Here is an 18,782-nt window from a genome sequence, read left to right as displayed (position 1 = left end):
CGGGTGCACCACGGCCAAGACCTCATCGTCCTCGGCCTGCTGTTCGTCCTCGCCTACGCGTTCGGCCAGCTCGGCAAGCGCGTCGGCCTGCCCGCCATCCCCATCTACATGCTCATCGGGCTCCTCGCGAGCCCGAGCGTCGACTGGTTCCCGCTCGACTTCGCCTCGGGCGACATCGAGCTCATCGCCGTCTTCGGCCTGATCCTCCTGCTGTTCAACCTCGGCCTGGAGTTCGACCAGGACGAGTTCTTCGGCAACGCGGGCAAGCTCATCGTCTCCGGCGGCTCGTACGTGCTCATCAACATGGGCGTGGGGTTCGCGTTCGGCTTCGCGCTCGGCTGGGGCACCCGCGAGGCGCTGGTGATCGCGGGCATGACGGCCACGTCGTCGAGCGCCATCGTCACGAAGCTCCTCATCGAGCTGAACCGGCTCGCCAACGACGAGACGCCCATGATCCTGGGCGTCACGGTGGTCGAGGACATCTTCATCGCCGTCTACCTCGCCATCGTGTCCGTCGTGCTGAGCGGGGAGACCGAGCCCTGGGCCGTGGTCGGCCAGCTGGCGGTGTCGTTCGCGTTCCTCGTCGTCATGTTCACGGTCGCGCGGAAGGGCGGCGCGTTCCTCTCGCGCTTCCTCCGCACGCGCGACGTCGAGCTGTTCACGGTCCTGTTCTTCGGCCTCGCGATCCTCTTCGGCGGCATCGGGGAGGTCCTCGGCGTCACCGACGCGATCGGGGCCTTCCTCATCGGCCTCGTGCTCGGCGCGACCCGCGTGCGCAACCGCATCGAGCAGATCGCCATCCCGCTGCGCGACGTGTTCGGCGCGTTCTTCTTCCTGAACTTCGGGCTCGCGCTCGACCCGGGCGAGTTCCCCACGGTCGTGGTCCCGGTGCTGGTGGCCGTCGCCATGACCGTCACGCTCAACCTCATCGCCGGCCAGTTCGTGGCCTGGCTCAACGGCCACGGCGCGCAGGCCGGCATCAACACGGCCTTCATCCTGCAGAACCGGGGCGAGTTCGCGCTCATCCTCGCGACGCTGTCGCTCTCGGCGGGGCTCGACGAGCGGATCCAGCCCTTCGCCGGCCTGTACGTGCTCGTCATGGCGATCATGGGACCGCTCCTCGCCGCCAACTCGGTGCGCATCGGCACGGCCGTCCTGCCCACGCGCTACCGCTCCGCCACCAAGCGCGCGGCCGAGAAGGCCGAGCGCGACGCGGAGCGCGCGGGGGCCCTCGCCCTGTTCGAGGCGGCCGAGCGCGGGGAGGCCGTGCCCGCCGACGCCTTCGACGACGGCCTCGCGGTCGCGGGATCCCGATCCGGCACGGCCGCGCGCGGCACGACGCCGGGCACCGGCCCCGAGGCGGAGGGCGGACGCGCGCCGGGCGTCCCGCGCGGTGCGGGAGCCGACGACCCGGCGAGCGATGGCGATGCCGAGGACGTGCGTCCCGCCCCGGACCGCCGCCGAGCCGAGCAGGCCGGGCAGCAGTCCGACCACGACACCTGGACACCGCCCACCCGCGAACGGGAACCCGACTACTGATGACGCACGCATCCGACCACCGCATCGACGACGCCGCGCGCACCGGCCCCACCATCGCCCAGGTAGCCCGGCGCCCCCGCTCGATCGCGCTGCTGGCGCTCGCGCTGGTCATCGCCGCGGGGTTCGCCGCGCTCGGGCAGTGGCAGCTGGCCCGCGCCGTCGAGTCGGGCGTCGTGATCGAGCGCGACACCGAGACGGCGCTGCCGCTGGGGACGCTCGCCGAGCCGCAGGGCTACGTCACCGACCGGTCGGCCGGGCACATGGTCACCGTCTCCGGCGCGCTCGTCCCCGGCGACTTCGTCGTGGTGTCGGACCGGGTGGACGACGGCCGCACCGGCGCCTGGGTCGTCGGCCACCTGTCGATCACGGACGACGGCCGGCCCGCGGATCCCGCGCCCGACGCCCTCCCCGCCAGCGTCCCCGTCGCCCTCGGCTGGGCCGCGACCGACGACGAGGCCGCGGCCGTCGCCGCGCGCCTGAACACCGACGCCGGATCGTCCGCGGGCGCCGAGGAGGTCGTCGGCCGCTTCCTCCCCAGCGAGCAGCCCGAGCCGTCCGGCACCGGCCAGGACCCGCAGCGCATGACGCGCCTCAGCACGGCGGCGCTCGTCAACGTCTGGCAGGGCGACGTGGGCGACGTCTACAACGGCTTCGTCGTGGCTTCGGACGCCGTCGCGGGGCTCACGCCCATCGACTCGCCGCCGCCGAGCGAGGACGTGCAGCTCAACTGGCTCAACATCTTCTACGCGGCGGAGTGGGCGGTCTTCGCGATCTTCGCGATCGTCATCTGGTACCGCACCGTCCGCGACACCTGGACCCGCGAGCAGCCGGGCTACCGCGAGGACGAGGACGACGACGAGGACGAGGACCCGCTCCCCGAGGTCGCCCTCGAGGCGCCCACCGGCGCTCCCCGCCCCGGGAGCCGCGCAGACGCCGACCGGTAGGATCCACGCATGGCCTACGGACTCAAGCGCTCCGACGTCCCGCAGATCCGGAGGGTCCTCGGCTTCTACCGCGTCATGGCGTTCATCACCGGCGCGTTCCTCCTCCTCCTCGTCGTGGAGATGGGGTTCAAGTACCTGCCGGGCTTCCAGTTCGTCGACGGATCGCTGCAGTACCTCGCGGGCGCCGGCTACGAGCTCGAGCTGAACGGCCCGTCGGGCTTCCTGGCGCTGTCGCCTGCCGACACCCTCACGGGCACGAACCTCAGCCTCATCGTCCAGATCGTCCACGGCAACATCTACGTCGTCTACCTCATCAGCGACTTCCTGCTCTGGCAGAGGATGCGCTGGTCGTTCACGCGCTTCATCCTCATCGCGGCGGGCGGCGTCGTGCCGTTCCTGTCCTTCGTGGTGGAGGCGCGCATCGCCCGCCAGGTGCACGCCACCATCGCGGAGCTCGAGGCGCCGCGTCGCGCGACCGCGAGCGCGACCGCGACCGCGAGCTCCTCCGGCGACGACGACCGCCGCGCCCCCCGACCCACCGACCCGACCACCACCACGGAGGCCACCACTTGAGCGTCGACAACCCCACGAACCAGCGCCCCGTCCTCGTCGTCGACTTCGGCGCCCAGTACGCGCAGCTGATCGCCCGCCGCGTGCGCGAGGCCAACGTCTACTCGGAGATCGTGCCGTCCACGATCACGGCCGAGGAGATCCGCGCGAAGGACCCGTCCGGCATCGTCCTGAGCGGCGGCCCGTCCAGCGTCTACGAGGAGGGCTCGCCCGGCCTCGACGAGGGGATCCTCGACCTCGGCGTCCCCGTGCTCGGCATCTGCTACGGCTTCCAGGTCATGGCCCGCGCGCTCGGCGGCGAGGTCGCGCACACCGGCCAGCGCGAGTACGGATCCACCGCGGTCACGCTCACGCCCGGCAGCACCCTGCTCGACGGCCAACCCGACGACCAGACGGTGTGGATGAGCCACGGCGACTCCGTGTCGAAGGCGCCCGAGGGCTTCGAGGTCCTCGCCTCCAGCGCGTCCACCCCCGTCGCCGCGTTCGCGAGCGACGAGCGCCGCCTCTACGGTGTGCAGTGGCACCCCGAGGTCAAGCACTCCGCGCACGGCCAGGCCGTGCTCGAGAACTTCCTGCACCGCGCCGCCGGCATCCCCGGCGACTGGAACAGCGGCAACGTCATCGCCGAGCAGGTCGAGCGGATCCGCGCCCAGGTCGGCGACGCCCGCGTCATCTGCGGCCTCTCCGGCGGCGTCGACTCCGCGGTGGCCGCCGCGATCGTGCACCGCGCGGTCGGCGACCAGCTCACGTGCGTGTTCGTCGACCACGGCCTGCTCCGCCAGGACGAGCGCCGCCAGGTCGAGGAGGACTACGTGGCCGCCACGGGCATCCGCCTTGTCACGGTGGATGTCGCGGACCAGTTCCTCGACGGTCTCGCGGGCGTCACGGATCCCGAGGCCAAGCGCAAGATCATCGGCCGCGAGTTCATCCGCACCTTCGAGGGCGCCGCGGAGGCGCTCGTGCTCGAGGCGAAGGCCGACGGCGAGCCCATCCGCTTCCTCGTGCAGGGCACGCTCTACCCGGACGTCGTCGAGTCGGGCGGCGGCACGGGCACCGCGAACATCAAGAGCCACCACAACGTGGGCGGCCTCCCGGAGGACCTCAAGTTCGAGCTCGTCGAGCCGCTGCGCACCCTCTTCAAGGACGAGGTGCGCGCCATCGGCCGCGAGCTCGGCCTCCCCGAGGTCATCGTCGGGCGCCAGCCGTTCCCCGGCCCCGGCCTCGGGATCCGCATCGTCGGCGAGGTCACGGCCGAGCGCCTCGAGCTGCTGCGCAAGGCCGACGCCATCGCGCGCGCCGAGCTCACCGCCGCGGGCCTCGACCAGGAGATCTGGCAGTGCCCCGTCGTGCTCCTGGCGGACGTCCGCTCCGTGGGCGTGCAGGGCGACGGCCGCACCTACGGCCACCCCATCGTGCTGCGCCCCGTCTCGAGCGAGGACGCGATGACCGCCGACTGGACCCGCCTCCCGTACGACGTGCTCGCGCGCATCTCGAACCGCATCACGAACGAGGTCGACGGCGTGAACCGCGTCGTGCTCGACGTCACGTCCAAGCCGCCGGGCACCATCGAGTGGGAGTGATCCTCCTACCCGGGCCCTGAACGACGAAGGCCGCTCCCCGTGGGGGAGCGGCCTTCGTCGTGCTGCCGGTCCGCGGTGCTGTGCCGCGGACCGGGTGGTGCTAGTCGTTGCCGCGCAGGATCGCGAACAGGCGGAGCAGCTCGACGTACAGCCACACGATGGTGACCACGAGGCCGAAGGCCGCGGTCCAGCCGTAGCGACGCGGGGCACCGGCGCGGACGCCGCGCTGGATGAAGTCGAAGTCGAGCACCAGCGAGTAGGACGCGAGCAGGACGACGAAGATGCCGAGGATCACGCCGAGCGGGATGCCGAACACGGGCTGGCTCCGCAGCCCGAAGGCGCTGTCGGTGACGCCGAACGCCATGAGGCCGAAGTTCAGCAGCGAGAACAGCAGGTAGCCGACCATCGCGACCATGAAGATCTTCGTGGCCTTCTTCGAGGCCCGGATCTTGCCGCTGCGGAACAGCAGGAGGACGGTGGCGAACACCGCCGCCGTGCCGAGGACCGCCTGCGTCGCGACGCCGGGGTAGATGCCCTCGAAGACGCGGGAGATGCCGCCCACGAACAGACCCTCGAACGCGGCGTACGCGACGATGAGCGGGACGGACGGCTCCTTCTTGAAGGAGTTGACGAGTCCGAGCACGAATCCGCCGAGCGCGCCGAGCAGCGCGAGGGGCATGGCGAGCGGGCCCGAGAGCCAGGCGACCGCGCCGAGGACGATGACGATGGCGAGCAGGCTGACCGTCTTGACGGTCGTGTCCTCGAACGTCATGCGGTCGGTCTCGGAGGCCGTGGCGGACGGGCGGTTGTAGAGCTCGTCGAGGCTCTCCGGGGTCACATCCCTCGTGGGCGTCGCACCCCGGCCGTTGAAGACCGGGTTGTTGGAGAACGTGGGGTTGGCCATGATCCTTCTACTCTCAATGGTGGATGAACGTGATCGGACATCAATTTAGCCGACCAGGCTGGGAAACCACTCGCGCGGGCCCTGTATTTCCTCGGATGAGTACCCGCTCGCCGTCCACCTGGCGCCTGTAGCGTCCCCCGCGTGGATCACGCCCCTCGCCCCCGCCCCCTCGTCATCGCCCATCGCGGAGCCAGCGGCCACCGCCCCGAGCACTCCGCCGCCGCGGTGCGGCTGGGCTTCGCGCAGGGTGCGGATGCCGTCGAGCCCGACCTCGTCGCCTCGTCCGACGGGGTGCTCGTCATCCGGCACGAGAACGAGCTGTCGGGCACCACCGACGTCGCGGACCGCCCGGAGTACGCCGACCGCCGGACCACGCGCCTCGTCGACGGCGTCGAGCGCACGGGCTGGTTCACCGAGGACATGACGTGGGCCGAGATCCGCACGCTGCGGTGCCGGGAGCGGATCCCCGCGATCCGGCCGGGCAGCGCGGCGCATGACGACGAGGAGACGGTGCTGTCGCTCCCCGACCTGCTCCGGATCATCGACCAGGAGTCCGCGCGCCACGGCCGACCGCTCGGCATGGTCGCGGAGATCAAGCACGCCACCCACTTCGCCACCCTCGGCCTGCCGCTCGACGAGCTGCTCGCCCGCGACCTCGGCGCCCACGGCTGGGCGTCGGACGCATCGCGCCTCACGATCGAGTCCTTCGAGCGGGACGTGCTGCTGCGGGTCCGGGCACGCGGCGTGGAGGCGCGGCTGGTGTACCTGCTCGAGGGGCGCGGCACCGCGGTGGACGAGGTCGCGCGCCACGGCGACTCGGCGGCCACCTTCGACGAGCAGCTGACGGATGCGGGGCTGGCGGCGCTCGCCGCGGACGTGGACGGGATCAGCGTGGGGGTGGAGCGGATCTGCCCGGCTGCCGGCTTCGCCGCCGTCCGAGGCGACGATGCCGACGAAGCGGTCGTGTCCCCCGTCTCCGACCTGGTCGCGCGTGCGCACGCCGCCGGCCTCTCCGTGTTCACCTGGACGCTCCGGCCCGAGAACGCGTTCCTGCCGCGACCCCTCCGCGGGTCCGGGCCGAAGTCGGCGCACGGCGACTTCCGCGCGCACTGGGGGCGGCTCCTCGACGCGGGCGTCGACGGCGTGTTCGTCGACCACCCGGATCTCGCGGTGCGGTTCGTCGAGGAGCGGGCGGCGGCGGTCGGGGTCGCGGGATAGGGCCGACGCGTCCGGCCCGGCCGGGCGGCTCCGGGCCGCTCGGGTCACGCGCGGCGCGGGCGGTGCGCTCGCTCGCTCGCGGCGGCCTCGGGCGGACCGCGTGGCTCGGCCACCGGCGCGCACGTCTCCCGCCCCGGACCGGCGTCGGGGGCAGCGCCTAGGATCGATGCCGACATGAGTGCCGACCCCGCCGCCGTTCCCGCCTCCAGCACGCCGATCATCCTCGACGGCCACGGTGGCGCCGGCGGAGGGTCCGGGAGCCCGTCGGATCCGCTGCTCGAGGGCCTCAACCCGGAGCAGCGCGAGGCCGTCGTGTACCGCGGGCCTGCCCTCCTCATCGTCGCGGGCGCCGGCTCCGGCAAGACGCGCGTGCTCACCCACCGCATCGCGAGCCTCATCGAGTCGCGGGAGGCGTGGCCGAGCCAGATCCTGGCCATCACGTTCACGAACAAGGCCGCCGCGGAGATGCGCGAGCGCGTCGAGTCGCTCCTCGGGCAGGCGTCCGAGGGCATGTGGATCTCGACGTTCCACTCCGCGTGCGTGCGCATCCTGCGTCGCGAGGCGGAGGCCTTCGGCTTCACGCAGAACTTCACGATCTACGACTCCGCCGACAGCCGGGTCCTCATCAAGCGGATCATCAAGCAGCTCGACGCGGACACGCTCGGCTTCACGGTCTCCTCCGTGTCCGGCCGCATCTCGAAGCTCAAGAACGAGCTGTCGGACGCCGACACCTTCGCCCGCACGGCCAACTTCAACGACCCGGCCGAGGCCATGTTCGTGGAGATCTTCCGGCAGTACACCCGCTCGCTCGCGTCCGCGAACGCCTTCGACTTCGACGACCTCATCGGGCAGACCGTGTTCCTCTTCCGCGCGTTCCCGAAGGTGGCGGCGCTCTACCAGCGGCGCTTCCGGCACGTGCTGGTGGACGAGTACCAGGACACGAACCACGCGCAGTACTCCCTCATCCGCGAGCTGACGCGGGCGGTCTCGCCCGACGACGTGCCCCTCGACACGCGCATGTCCACGAACGGCATGGGCGGCATCGACGGGGCGTCGCTCACCGTGGTGGGCGACAGCGACCAGTCGATCTACGCCTTCCGCGGCGCCGACATCCGCAACATCACCGAGTTCGAGCGGGACTTCCCGCAGTCGAAGGTCGTGCTCCTCGAGCAGAACTACCGGTCGACGCAGAACATCCTCACCGCGGCCAACGCCGTCATCTCCCACAACTTCGACCGCAAGGACAAGAAGCTGTGGACGTCCATCGGCGACGGCGACAAGATCATCGGCTTCACGGGGTACTCGGGTCATGACGAGGCGCAGTTCGTGGCCGACGAGATCCAGAAGCTGCACGAGGAGGGGACGGCCTACTCCGAGATCGCGGTCTTCTACCGGACCAACGCGCAGACGCGTGCGCTCGAGGAGATCCTCATCCGCTCCGCCGTGCCGTACCGGATCATGGGCGGCACGAAGTTCTACGAGCGGGCCGAGATCAAGGACGCCATGGCGTACCTGGTCTCCGTGGCGAACCCCGCCGACGTGCTCGCGCTCCGCCGCATCCTCAACACCCCGAAGCGCGGCATCGGCCCCGCCACGGAGACGGCGCTGGCGAACTTCGCCGAGGCGCACGGCGTCACCTTCCGGGAGGCCATGCGACGCGCCTCCGAGCTGGGGCTCGGGCCGAAGGTCACGCAGGCGATCCTCACGCTCTCGCGCATGCTCGACGAGGTGGTGCTGCTGCTCGATCCCGACCGGCCGGAGGGGCGCACCTCCGTCGGCGACCTCGTCACCACCCTCCTCGACCGGAGCGGCCTCGTGCAGGCCCTGCGCGCGAGCAAGGACGCCCAGGACGAGGCGCGCGCGGAGAACGTCGAGGAGCTCGTCGCGGTGACGAAGGAGTTCTCGCGCAACAACCCGGAGGGCCAGCTGGTCGACTTCCTCACGGAGGTCTCCCTCGTGGCAGCGGCCGACGAGCTGGACGACTCGAGCGGCACGGTGTCCCTCATGACCCTTCACACGGCGAAGGGCCTCGAGTACGACTCGGTGTTCCTCACCGGCGTGGAGGAGGACCTGCTCCCGCACCGCATGTCCGCGAACGAGCCCGGCGGCCCCGCCGAGGAGCGCCGCCTGTTCTACGTCGGCATCACGCGGGCCCGCCGGCGCCTCTTCATCTCGCTCGCGATGACCCGCGCGCAGTTCGGCGAGGTCAACGTGGCCATGCCGAGCCGGTACCTCCAGGAGATCCCGGCCGAGCTGATCGACTGGAAGCAGTCCCCGGGCATGGCCACGTCGCGCGGCGGCACCCAGCCGCGGGCGCTCAACGCCCGACGCGAGGGCGGCGGGTACGGTGGCCGATCCCGGTCCACGAGCGGCTTCGAGGACCCCGCCCTGCCTCCGCCCCCGCGCCCCAAGACCCAGTGGGCCAACACGGTCACCGGGCAGGTGCGCGACAACGGCGACCTGGAGCTCGCGTTCGGCGATCGGATCCGCCACACCGACTTCGGCGACGGCCGGGTCACCGCCGTCACCGGCGAGGGGCGCAAGCGCATCGCGGAGGTGCAGTTCGACGGGCCGGCGGGACGGAAGCGGCTCCTCATCAAGATCGCGCCCATCGAGAAGATCTAGCGGTCCTCCGGCGACGCCGGCCGCTGGTGCGGGCGCCGACGCCGAGCGCGCCGATGGTGCCGACGGCCGCTGCCGCGCAGGCCAGCTGCCCGGCGCCGACCCTGTACCCGGCCGCCGATCCCGGGACGACGATGCCCGGCGCACCGCCCGTCATCGCGAGCTCGGGATGCGCGGGCGGCACGGGCGGGGTCGCCGCCGGGGGCGGGCTGACATGGAACGACTCGGCCGCGTGCGCGACGTGGTCGGCGAACGGGGCGATGGCAGCCCCGTCGGCGTCGCCCGCCGGGCGCCCCGCGCTGTCGAGGACGGCGACGTACCACCCGGGCGCGTCGACGCGCATGCACGGCGTGGTCGCGTCGCCGTCGTCCGTGAGCTGCACCTCGGCCTGTGCGACGGCGGGTGACGCATCGTCGGAGGACGCGACGGCCTCGCCCTCGGCAGGAGCGGAGGCCAGCGGTCCGACGAGCCGCACCCGGACGGGCACGGGCCCCACGCCGACGAACCCCGTGGTGTGCAGCGTGTCGGTCTGACAGTCGCCCGTGGTGATCTCCGGCGCCCCGATCGTCGTCGTGATCGTCGGAGGCTGCGGGACCTGCGTGGACTCCGTCGCGGCGCCGAAGGTCGAGTGCCAGGGGAGCACCCGAGTCCGGCCGTCTGCGATCGGGGTGTCGTCAGGCGAGATGGACTCGACCCAGGTGTAGAAGCCGCCCGCGGGCACGCGGCAGGCGGGCGTCGTGTAGTCGCCCGGTACGTGGTCGACGGAGGTCGTCACCTCACAGACCTGCGGTGCGTCGTCCGGGACGCCGTCCCGCTCCGGGCCCACCTGCTCCGGGAAGGGGCCGAGGAGCCTGCTCCGGACGATCACGGGCACGGGGACGAGGCTCCCGTCCTCACGCCGCGCGACCCCCCAGCCGTCGGAGGTGGCCGGCCTCCCGGGGGTGGCGGGCACCGCCGGGTCCGCGGAGACGAGGAGATGGTCCGTGAGCTCGTCGCCGACCGCGGCCACCGCACGGGACGTGTGCGTCACCACCCGGGGCGCGAAGGGGAGGGGGCTCGGCGCCCGGGCATCCGCCCGTGCCTCGGCGCGTGCATCCGCGGGACGGGCCAGGACCAGGCGCTGCGACGCGCCCCCGTCGCCGACCAGGTCGAGCGCGTCGCCGTAGGGGAGCCCGGAGAACGCCACGCTCGCCGTGACGTGGGACTCCGGGGAGGACCCGGTCGCCGTGATGGGGACGGGGGTGCCGTTCGCCACCTCCGCGCTCGTGCTGCCGTCCGCGAAGACGGCGCCCTCCAGGAAGACGGTGCCCGTGCGGGTCCCGGGGGCGACGTCCGAGGGGCCGGTGGCGAGGAAGTCGGCACGCAGGTCGGCGCGCACCGTGCCGTGGCCGTCGTCGCCGAGGGTCACCGTGGCAGCGGCGGTGACGGACCGCGAGGCGCCGGTCGCGGAGCCGGCCTCGGCGAGCATGTCCCGAGCGCGCGACTCCACGACGCCCGCCCGATCACCGGCGCGCGACGCGTACCAGTCGAGGTCGTGCCCGCCGAGGCCGGTGATGCTCCACGTCGCGAGCTGCCCGGCGGCCGCGGTGTCGGGATCCGCGGTCCCCGCCCAGGTCCGGGCGATGTAGGCGAGGCGGGCCCGGTCCTCGGGGGAGCGACCCGCGTCGTCCACCGGCGCGTAGTCGTGTCCGGGCGGAGCGGCCAGCCCGACGTCGATGCAGAAGCCGAGCCGCCCGTCGTCCAGCCGGTACGTCCCGAGCCAGCGGCCGTCCGGGCCGGAGGCGTAGCCGGTCCCGCGGGAGGTCGCGCTGAGCGCCTGGGCAGGAGGGGCGGCGCTCGCCGCGAGGCCGAGGCCGGGGCCGACGGCGAGCCCGATGCCCACGAGCGTGGCGATGAGGCGGGCAGCGGGGCGGCGGCTCGGCGGACGCGCGGGGCGGTGGAGGGACGGGGGAGCGGGGGAGGGGATCCGTGTCATGGCCGCAGGGTGCGACATCGCGCCCGCCGCCGATCGGGATCCCGGCGGGACGGGGAGCGGATGCGGGGCGCGGGCCCTGTGCAGGAGCGGCCCGGCGTCCGCTAGGCGACGTCGCGCCGCCGGTACCGGCGCGTGATCACCGACCGCGGCGCCTCGCGGACCGCGCGCGGCATCAGCCGGTAGACCGCGAGGACGGTGCCGAGCGCACGTCGGAAGCGGCGCTCGAGCCGCGCGTCCCAGCGCATCCCGAAGCCCGAGCGGATCCGCGGCGGCAGCAGCCCCGCGGTCACGAGGGCGACGAGCGGCATCACGGCGCGGACCGCAGGCGATCCCACGCGTCCGCCCAGCAGCGTCCGCGCGACCCGGCGGGCGTCGGCCGTCGGCTCGAGGGTCGCGATGCGCTCCTCCCAGTACGCGCGGAAGGCGGCCCGGTCCGCGGGCCAGCGCCCCTCGGGCACCTGCAGCGCCGTGCCCAGGACCGCGTACTCCGCGTAGATCCGATCCGCGGCCTCCTCGGGCAGCGCACCGAAGGAGATCTCGAACATCGTGACGGCCGAGTCGTAGAGCGTCGCCGCCACCCACAGCTGCAGGTCGGCGTCGTAGGCGGAGTACGCCGGCGCGGAGCCGTCCGCCGCGGCGACCGCGGACCGCACGGGAGCGTGGGCGCGTCCCACGATGCGTCGCGCGCGCGCGACCTCGGCGGGCGACCCGAAGACGACCGCGTACACGTAGCCGAGCGTGCCCTCGAGCCGGTCGAGCGGACGCGACGCGAAGTCGCTGTGCTCGGCCACGCCGCGGGCGACCGACGGGTCGGCGATCTGCAGCAGGATCGCCCGCCCGCCCGCGGCCAGGAGGATCCCCTCGCCCGCGAGGTCGCGGATGGATCCGTCCCGGCGTCGCGCCGCATGCGTCGTCGGCCTCATCCGCCCAGTCTCCCTCCCCAGGCGGTCGGATCGCGTCCCGCAGCACGGCCGCAGCGCACCCGGGCCGGCCGACGCGGGACCCGATAGGCTCTCCACGGTCGTCGACGCGGCGGGCAGGTCCACCCCGGTGGGCGGCGTGCGCGTCGGCCAGCCGCTACACACCGGGTGCCGCCACCAGACGGTCGTGGCACCGCAGCCTCGAACGACGCACGTAACCGCCGAGCGCGGGTGCGGATGGGATGACACGCGTGGATCTTTTCGAATACCAGGCCAGGGACCTCTTCGAGTCCTACGGCGTCCCGGTCCTCCCGGGGATCGTCGCCGACACCGCCGAGGAGGTGCGCGCCGCGGCGGAGAAGCTGGGCGGCACCGTGGTCGTGAAGGCGCAGGTGAAGACCGGCGGCCGCGGCAAGGCCGGCGGCGTCAAGGTCGCCCAGAGCGCCGACGCGGCGTACGAGGCGGCGCAGTCCATCCTCGGCCTCGACATCAAGGGCCACATCGTGGACCGCGTCATGGTCGCCGCCGGTGCGCGCATCCAGCAGGAGTTCTACTTCTCGATCCTGCTCGACCGGGCGGAGCGCTCCTACCTGTCGCTCACCAGCTACGAGGGCGGCATGGAGATCGAGGAGCTCGCGGTCACGCGCCCCGAGGCCCTCGCCCGCATAGAGATCGACCCGGTCACCGGCATCGACGCCGCCAAGGCCGAGGAGATCGCGCGCGCCGCGTCCTTCCCGGAGGAGCTCATCGCCAGGGTCGCACCCGTGTTCGAGCGCCTCTGGTGGGTCTACCGCGACGAGGACGCGACGCTCGTCGAGGTCAACCCGCTGGTGCTCACCGAGTCGGGCGACATCATCGCCCTCGACGGCAAGGTCACGCTCGACGAGAACGCCGGCTTCCGTCACGAGGGCCACGCGGCCCTCGAGGACGCGGCCGCCGCGGACCCCCTCGAGGCGAAGGCCAAGGAGTCCGACCTCAACTACGTGAAGCTCGACGGCCAGGTCGGCATCATCGGCAACGGCGCGGGTCTCGTCATGTCCACGCTCGACGTCGTCAGCTACGCGGGCGAGCAGCACGGCGGCGTGCGCCCCGCGAACTTCCTCGACATCGGCGGCGGAGCGTCGGCCGAGGTCATGGCCGCGGGTCTCGACGTCATCCTCGGCGACGAGCAGGTCCGCAGCGTCTTCGTCAACGTCTTCGGCGGCATCACGTCGTGCGACGCGGTCGCGAACGGCATCGTCGGCGCGCTCGACAAGCTGGGCGACACCGCCACCAAGCCGCTCGTCGTCCGGCTCGACGGCAACAACGTCGAGGAGGGGCGCCGCATCCTCGAGGAGCGCGCGCACCCCCTCGTCACCGTCGTCGGCACCATGGACGAGGCGGCCGCCAAGGCCGCCGAGCTGGCCGCCGCGTAACTCCCGAGAGAGAACAGGAACACGTACATGTCGATTCTTCTCGACGAGAACAGCAGGATCATCGTCCAGGGCCTCACGGGCTCCGAGGGCACCAAGCACGCGGGCCGCATGCTCGCGTCGGGCAGCAAGGTCGTGGGCGGCGTGAACCCGCGCAAGGCCGGCACCACGGTCGAGATCGAGGGCGTCGAGCTCCCGATCTTCGGCTCGGTCGCCGAGGCCATGGCGGAGACGGGCGCCGACGTGTCGGTCATCTTCGTGCCCCCGGCGTTCGCCAAGAGCGCGGTGGTGGAGGCGATCGACGCGGCCATCCCGCTCGCGGTCGTCATCACCGAGGGCATCCCGGTCAAGGACTCCGCCGAGTTCTGGTCGCACGCCAAGAGCACCGGCGGGAAGACCCGCATCGTCGGCCCGAACTGCCCCGGCATCATCAGCCCCGGCAAGTCGAACGCCGGCATCATCCCCGCCACGATCACCGAGGCCGGCCCCATCGGCCTCGTGTCGAAGTCGGGCACGCTCACGTACCAGATGATGTTCGAGCTGCGCGACCTGGGCATCTCCACCGCCATCGGCATCGGCGGCGACCCCATCATCGGCACCACGCACATCGACGCCCTCGAGGCGTTCGAGGCGGACCCGGAGACGCGCGCCATCGTCATGATCGGCGAGATCGGCGGCGACGCCGAGGAGCGCGCGGCCGAGTACATCAAGGCGCACGTCACCAAGCCGGTCGTCGCGTACGTCGCGGGCTTCACCGCTCCCGAGGGCAAGACCATGGGCCACGCGGGCGCCATCGTCTCCGGCGGCAGCGGCACGGCGCAGGGCAAGAAGGAGGCCCTCGAGGCCTCCGGCGTCAAGGTCGGCAAGACGCCGACCGAGACGGCGAACCTCCTCCGCGAGGTCTTCGCCGCGCTGTAGCGCGCACGCGCTCCCGGGCGCACGACCGACGGCTCGCATCCGGTGGATGCGGGCCGTCGTCATGCCCGCGCCCCCTCCCCAGGCGGATCCGTCGCGGATGCCCCGGCGCGCCCGCCTCCGGACCGGTCGCGCAGGGCCCGGCCGGTAGGGTCGTCGAGGCATGAACCGACACGCAACCGCCCTGTTCGCGGCACTCGAGGCGCTCCTGGTGGTGGGGGTCGGCGTCGCCCTGCCCCTCGTGCCGCTCACCGCGCTCTGGGCGGGGCAGTACGACCTGCAGATCGACTGGGGCGTCTTCGCGCGCACGGCGATCGACCTGTGGCTCCTGGGGCACGGCGTGCCGCTCACCGCGTCGCTGGATCCGGCGCTCGCGGCGGCCTTCGGGCTCCCCGCGGTGGACGCGCCGTTCGCGCTGTCGCTCGCGCCGCTCGGCTTCGCCCTCCTCACGCTCCTCCTCGGGATCCGCGCGGGGCGTCGGATCGTCGAGACCGACCACCCGGGGATCGGCGCGATCGCGGCCGTCGGGACCACGGCCGTCTTGTCGCTCGGCCTCGCGCTCGCGGCGCAGCACGAGGGCATCGCCCCGGCCGTCGTGCGGGGCGCCGTGCTCCCGACGCTGGTGCTCGCCCTCGGCCTCCTCGTGGGCGGCATCGCCCGCGTCGATCGCGCGCGCGCCGGCAGATGGTGGGCCTCCCTGTCGTCCGGCCGCGCCGCGGCGGCCATCCGGAGCGGGCGCGACGCGTTCGACCGCCTCCCGGCAGGGGCGGCGTCGGTCGCCGCGACGGCCGTGCGCGGGGGAGCGGCGGCGGCCTTCGCGGTCGTCGCCGTCTCCGCGGTCGTCGTCGCCGTGCTGCTCGGCATCCAGTACGCCACCGTCATCACGCTCTACGAGACGCTGCAGACGGGGATCGTCGGCGGCGTCGCGCTCACGCTCGGGCAGCTCGCGCTCCTGCCGAACCTGGTGCTCTGGACGGCGTCCTGGCTCCTCGGTCCGGGCTTCGCGATCGGCACCGGGTCGTCCGTGTCGCCGCTCGGCACGTCGGTGGGCCCGCTCCCGTCGGTGCCCGTGCTGGGCATCCTGCCGCAGGGCGCGTTCGACCTCGGCTACCTCGGCATCCTCGTCCCCGTGGTCGTGGCCTTCGTCGCGGCGGTGGCGCTGTCGCCGCGGGTGTCCCGCATCCCCGAGCCGGAGGCCCGTCGGTGGCCGTGGTTCCTGGCGGCCGGGCTCGGCATGGGCATCGTCGGCGCGGGGATCCTCGCGCTGTTCGCCGTGGTCTCCGGCGGGGCCGCGGGTCCGGGGCGCCTGGCCGACGTGGGGCCTGCCGCCGGGTGGATCCTCCTGGCCGCCTTCCTCGAGATCGGCATCGCCTCCGTCGCGGGCATGTTCGTGTCCGGGCTGATGGCCCCGCTGGTCCGGCGCAGCGCCGAGGGACGCGGATAGGCTGTGGCCGTGCTCAACGTGGTCGTCCTCATCTCCGGCAGCGGGACCAACCTCCACGCCCTCCTCCAGGCGGCCGAGCACGCCGACTACCCCGCACGGGTGGTCGCCGTCGGCGCGGATCGCGACGCCGACGGCCTCCTCTTCGCCGAGGAGCGCGGCATCCCGACCTTCACGGTCCCGTTCGGCAGCTTCCCCGACCGCGCGGCATGGGGCGACGAGCTGGCCGCCGCCATCGCCGGCTGGGAACCGGACCTGGTGGTCCTCAGCGGCTTCATGCGCCTGCTGCCGCCGCGCGCGGTCGCGGCCTTCGCGCCCCGCATCGTCAACACGCACCCGGCGTACCTGCCCGAGTTCCCGGGCGCGCATGCGGTGCGCGACGCCATCGCGGCCGGGGCGACGAGCTCGGGCGCGTCCATCATCGTCGTCGACACCGGCGTCGACACCGGTCCCGTGCTCGCGCAGGAGCGCGTGCCCGTGGAGCTGGGCGACACCGAGCACACCCTGCACGAGCGCATCAAGGTCGTGGAGCGCAGGCTCCTCGTCGACACGGTGCGCGCGATCTCCCTCGGCACCATCGACCTCAAGGAGCTGTCCCCGGCATGAGCGGACCCCGTCACGACCCGTCCCTGTTCCGCGATCGCGACGGCATCGAGGTGGCACGCGCCCTCGTCTCCGTGAGCGACAAGACCGGCCTGCTCGAGCTGGCGTCGGCCCTCGCGGAGGCGGGCGTCGAGATCGTCTCCACCGGATCCACGGCGAGCACCATCGCGGAGGCGGGCTTCCCCGTCACCCAGGTGCAGGACGTCACCGGGTTCCCCGAGTCCCTCGACGGGCGGGTGAAGACGCTGCACCCCGCCGTGCACGCGGGCCTCCTCGCCGACCTGCGCCTGGAGTCGCACGAGGTGCAGTTGGCGGAGCTCGGGATCTCGCCGTTCCAGCTGGTGGTCGTGAACCTGTACCCGTTCGTGGAGACGGTCGCCTCGGGCGCCCCCGCGTCGGACGTGATCGAGCAGATCGACATCGGCGGGCCCGCCATGGTGCGCGCCTCCGCGAAGAACCACGCGAACGTGGCCATCGTCGTGTCGCCCTCGAGCTACGACGAGGTGATCGCGGCGGTCCGCTCCGGGGGGACGACCCTCGAGCAGCGTCGGCGCCTCGCCGCCGCGGCCTTCGCGCACACGGCCGACTACGACCGGGCCGTCGCGGACTACTTCCGGTCCGCGGTCGTCGGCACGGAGCCGTCGGCATCCGGCGATTCCGGCTGGCCCGCGACATGGGACGTGCAGGGCGGGCTCGCGCAGGTGCTCCGGTACGGCGAGAACTCCCACCAGGACGCGGCCCTGTACCGACGATCCGACGGGGCGGGCATCGCCCAGGCGGTGCAGCTGCACGGCAAGGAGATGTCCTACAACAACTTCGTCGACGCGGATGCGGCGGTCCGAGCCGCTCACGACTTCGCCGAGCCGGCGGTCGCGATCATCAAGCACGCGAACCCGTGCGGGATCGCCGTCGCCGCGCCTCGGGCGGTGGACGCCATCGCCTCGGCGCATCGGAGCGCCCACGACTGCGATCCGGTGTCGGCGTTCGGCGGGGTCATCGCGGCGAACCGCACCGTGACGCTGGGGATGGCCGAGACGGTGAAGGAGATCTTCACCGAGGTCCTCGTGGCGCCGGGGTTCGACGACGACGCCCTCACGCTGCTGAAGACCAAGAAGAACCTGCGGCTGCTCACCCTGCCCGAGGGCTACCACCGTGAGGACCTCGAGGCCCGCCAGATCTCGGGCGGCTACCTCGTGCAGTCGGGGGATGCGTTCCCGACCGACGGCACGCGCCTGTCGGAGTCATGGACCCTGGCCGCCGGAGAGCCGGTGGACGACCAGACGCTCGCCGACCTCGAGTTCGCGTGGAAGGCGTGCCGCGCCGTGAAGTCGAACGCGATCCTCCTCGCGCACCACGGCGCATCCGTCGGCGTGGGGATGGGGCAGGTGAACCGCGTCGACTCCTGCCAGCTCGCGGTGCAGCGGGCGGGGGACCGGGCGGCCGGCTCGGTCGCGGCATCGGATGCGTTCTTCCCGTTCGCCGACGGCCTGCAGGTCCTGCTCGACGCCGGCGTCCGCGCCGTCGTCCAGCCCGGGGGATCGGTCCGCGACGAGGAGGTCGTCGAGGCCGCCCGTGCCGCGGGCGTCGCCATGTACTTCACGGGCGAGCGCCACTTCTTCCACTGACGGGGGAGCGGCGGCGCCTCCGGGTGCCGCCGCCGCTCCCGTGCGGGACACCGTCGCGACACGCCCGGGATGCGGGTTGTTTTGCGGGGGTGGGGTGGTCCGCGTAATGTCTCCTCTTGTCGCCGGAACGGGCGGGAAGCTGAAAGGCTTCCGGAGCTGTTCTGGCGGGTGATGATCCTGGTGAAACAGAAGTTGCCGCGGCCTACGGGTTGCGTGTGTACCACCAACTGAGCTAGGGTCTGATTCTGCTTCCGACGTGAGTGCTGGGCCTTGAGGTCTGGATCACTCCCACGGGGAGCGGTGGAGTGTGAGCTCCGATGGCTGGCTGTGATGGTCGGTGTCGGGAGCGTCCGTTCCTTGAGAACTCAACAGCGTGCACAATGTCAAATGCCAAATACCCGTGGCATCGTCCTTCTGGATGGTGTCCGGATTCCTTTGGAAAACATTTAAACAAACAAGCAAGTCAGTAATGATTTGTTCTGTCGGTTTCAAACTTGCTGGTTCGTGTTCGATT

Annotated in this window: 14 protein-coding genes; 11 read left to right on the top strand and 3 right to left on the bottom strand. The window is 72.6% G+C overall.

Annotation, left to right across the window (positions count from 1 at the left end; genetic code table 11):
- The first annotated feature begins 3 nt into the window (after positions 1–3).
- From ACT7CP_RS13200 to guaA, 4 genes are read left to right on the top strand one after another with little or no spacing between them, the layout of a single operon-like run.
- Positions 4–1,539 carry a cation:proton antiporter gene (locus tag ACT7CP_RS13200; RefSeq protein WP_445442573.1) on the top strand — a complete coding sequence of 512 codons (1,536 nt, stop codon included), beginning with the start codon at positions 4–6 and terminating at the stop codon, positions 1,537–1,539.
- Positions 1,539–2,483 carry an SURF1 family cytochrome oxidase biogenesis protein gene (locus tag ACT7CP_RS13195; protein WP_445442572.1) on the top strand — a complete coding sequence of 315 codons (945 nt, stop codon included), beginning with the start codon at positions 1,539–1,541 and terminating at the stop codon, positions 2,481–2,483. Before ACT7CP_RS13200 ends, ACT7CP_RS13195 begins: the two co-directional genes overlap by 1 nt.
- Positions 2,484–2,492: 9 nt before the next feature.
- On the top strand, positions 2,493–3,056 hold the full coding sequence (locus ACT7CP_RS13190) for a DUF3817 domain-containing protein (RefSeq protein ID WP_413961492.1): 564 nt from the start codon (positions 2,493–2,495) through the stop codon (positions 3,054–3,056).
- On the top strand, positions 3,053–4,633 hold the full coding sequence (guaA, locus tag ACT7CP_RS13185) for a glutamine-hydrolyzing GMP synthase (RefSeq protein ID WP_445442571.1): 1,581 nt from the start codon (positions 3,053–3,055) through the stop codon (positions 4,631–4,633). The genes ACT7CP_RS13190 and guaA overlap by 4 nt, the downstream gene beginning before the upstream one ends.
- Positions 4,634–4,733: 100 nt before the next feature.
- Here guaA and ACT7CP_RS13180 read toward each other — a convergent pair whose 3' ends face one another.
- Positions 4,734–5,537 (bottom strand): Bax inhibitor-1/YccA family protein, encoded by an 804-nt coding sequence (locus ACT7CP_RS13180; protein WP_413961490.1) that lies wholly within the window; start codon positions 5,535–5,537, stop codon positions 4,734–4,736.
- Positions 5,538–5,678: 141 nt separating this feature from the next.
- On the opposite strand from ACT7CP_RS13180, the gene ACT7CP_RS13175 reads away from it, so the two are divergent.
- Both ACT7CP_RS13175 and ACT7CP_RS13170 read left to right on the top strand, forming a co-directional pair.
- Positions 5,679–6,755, top strand: a complete 1,077-nt coding sequence (locus ACT7CP_RS13175) for a glycerophosphodiester phosphodiesterase family protein (RefSeq protein ID WP_445442570.1) — start codon at positions 5,679–5,681, stop codon at positions 6,753–6,755.
- A 174-nt stretch (positions 6,756–6,929) separates the two neighbouring features.
- Positions 6,930–9,380 carry an ATP-dependent helicase gene (locus ACT7CP_RS13170; RefSeq protein ID WP_445442569.1) on the top strand — a complete coding sequence of 817 codons (2,451 nt, stop codon included), beginning with the start codon at positions 6,930–6,932 and terminating at the stop codon, positions 9,378–9,380.
- On the opposite strand, the gene ACT7CP_RS13165 is transcribed toward ACT7CP_RS13170, so the two are convergent.
- Both ACT7CP_RS13165 and ACT7CP_RS13160 read right to left on the bottom strand, forming a co-directional pair.
- On the bottom strand, positions 9,352–11,352 hold the full coding sequence (locus ACT7CP_RS13165; RefSeq protein ID WP_445442568.1) for a hypothetical protein: 2,001 nt from the start codon (positions 11,350–11,352) through the stop codon (positions 9,352–9,354). The genes ACT7CP_RS13170 and ACT7CP_RS13165 overlap by 29 nt on opposite strands.
- A gap of 101 nt (positions 11,353–11,453) precedes the next feature.
- Positions 11,454–12,275, bottom strand: coding sequence for an oxygenase MpaB family protein (locus ACT7CP_RS13160; protein WP_445442567.1), 822 nt, complete (start codon positions 12,273–12,275; stop codon positions 11,454–11,456).
- 248 nt (positions 12,276–12,523) lie between these two features.
- Between ACT7CP_RS13160 and sucC the strand changes: the two genes are divergently transcribed.
- The 5 genes from sucC (at position 12,524) to purH (ending at position 18,268) form a co-directional block, all read left to right on the top strand.
- The gene (gene sucC, locus ACT7CP_RS13155; RefSeq protein WP_445442566.1) at positions 12,524–13,687 is read left to right on the top strand and encodes an ADP-forming succinate--CoA ligase subunit beta; all 1,164 of its coding nucleotides are present in this window, start codon (positions 12,524–12,526) and stop codon (positions 13,685–13,687) included.
- A 27-nt stretch (positions 13,688–13,714) separates the two neighbouring features.
- Positions 13,715–14,602, top strand: a complete 888-nt coding sequence (gene sucD / locus ACT7CP_RS13150; RefSeq protein WP_413961484.1) for a succinate--CoA ligase subunit alpha — start codon at positions 13,715–13,717, stop codon at positions 14,600–14,602.
- 160 nt (positions 14,603–14,762) lie between these two features.
- Positions 14,763–16,043, top strand: coding sequence for a cell division protein PerM (locus tag ACT7CP_RS13145; protein ID WP_445442565.1), 1,281 nt, complete (start codon positions 14,763–14,765; stop codon positions 16,041–16,043).
- A gap of 3 nt (positions 16,044–16,046) precedes the next feature.
- Entirely contained in the window at positions 16,047–16,646 is a 600-nt protein-coding gene (gene purN / locus ACT7CP_RS13140; RefSeq protein WP_445442564.1) for a phosphoribosylglycinamide formyltransferase, read from the top strand.
- Positions 16,643–18,268, top strand: a complete 1,626-nt coding sequence (gene purH / locus ACT7CP_RS13135; protein ID WP_445442563.1) for a bifunctional phosphoribosylaminoimidazolecarboxamide formyltransferase/IMP cyclohydrolase — start codon at positions 16,643–16,645, stop codon at positions 18,266–18,268. The genes purN and purH overlap by 4 nt, the downstream gene beginning before the upstream one ends.
- The last annotated feature ends 514 nt before the right edge of the window (positions 18,269–18,782 follow it).

The organism is Clavibacter rahimiani (genome assembly GCF_052654495.1).
Note: the sequence above shows the minus strand (reverse complement) of the source record. Positions and strands in the feature narration are given on the sequence as shown.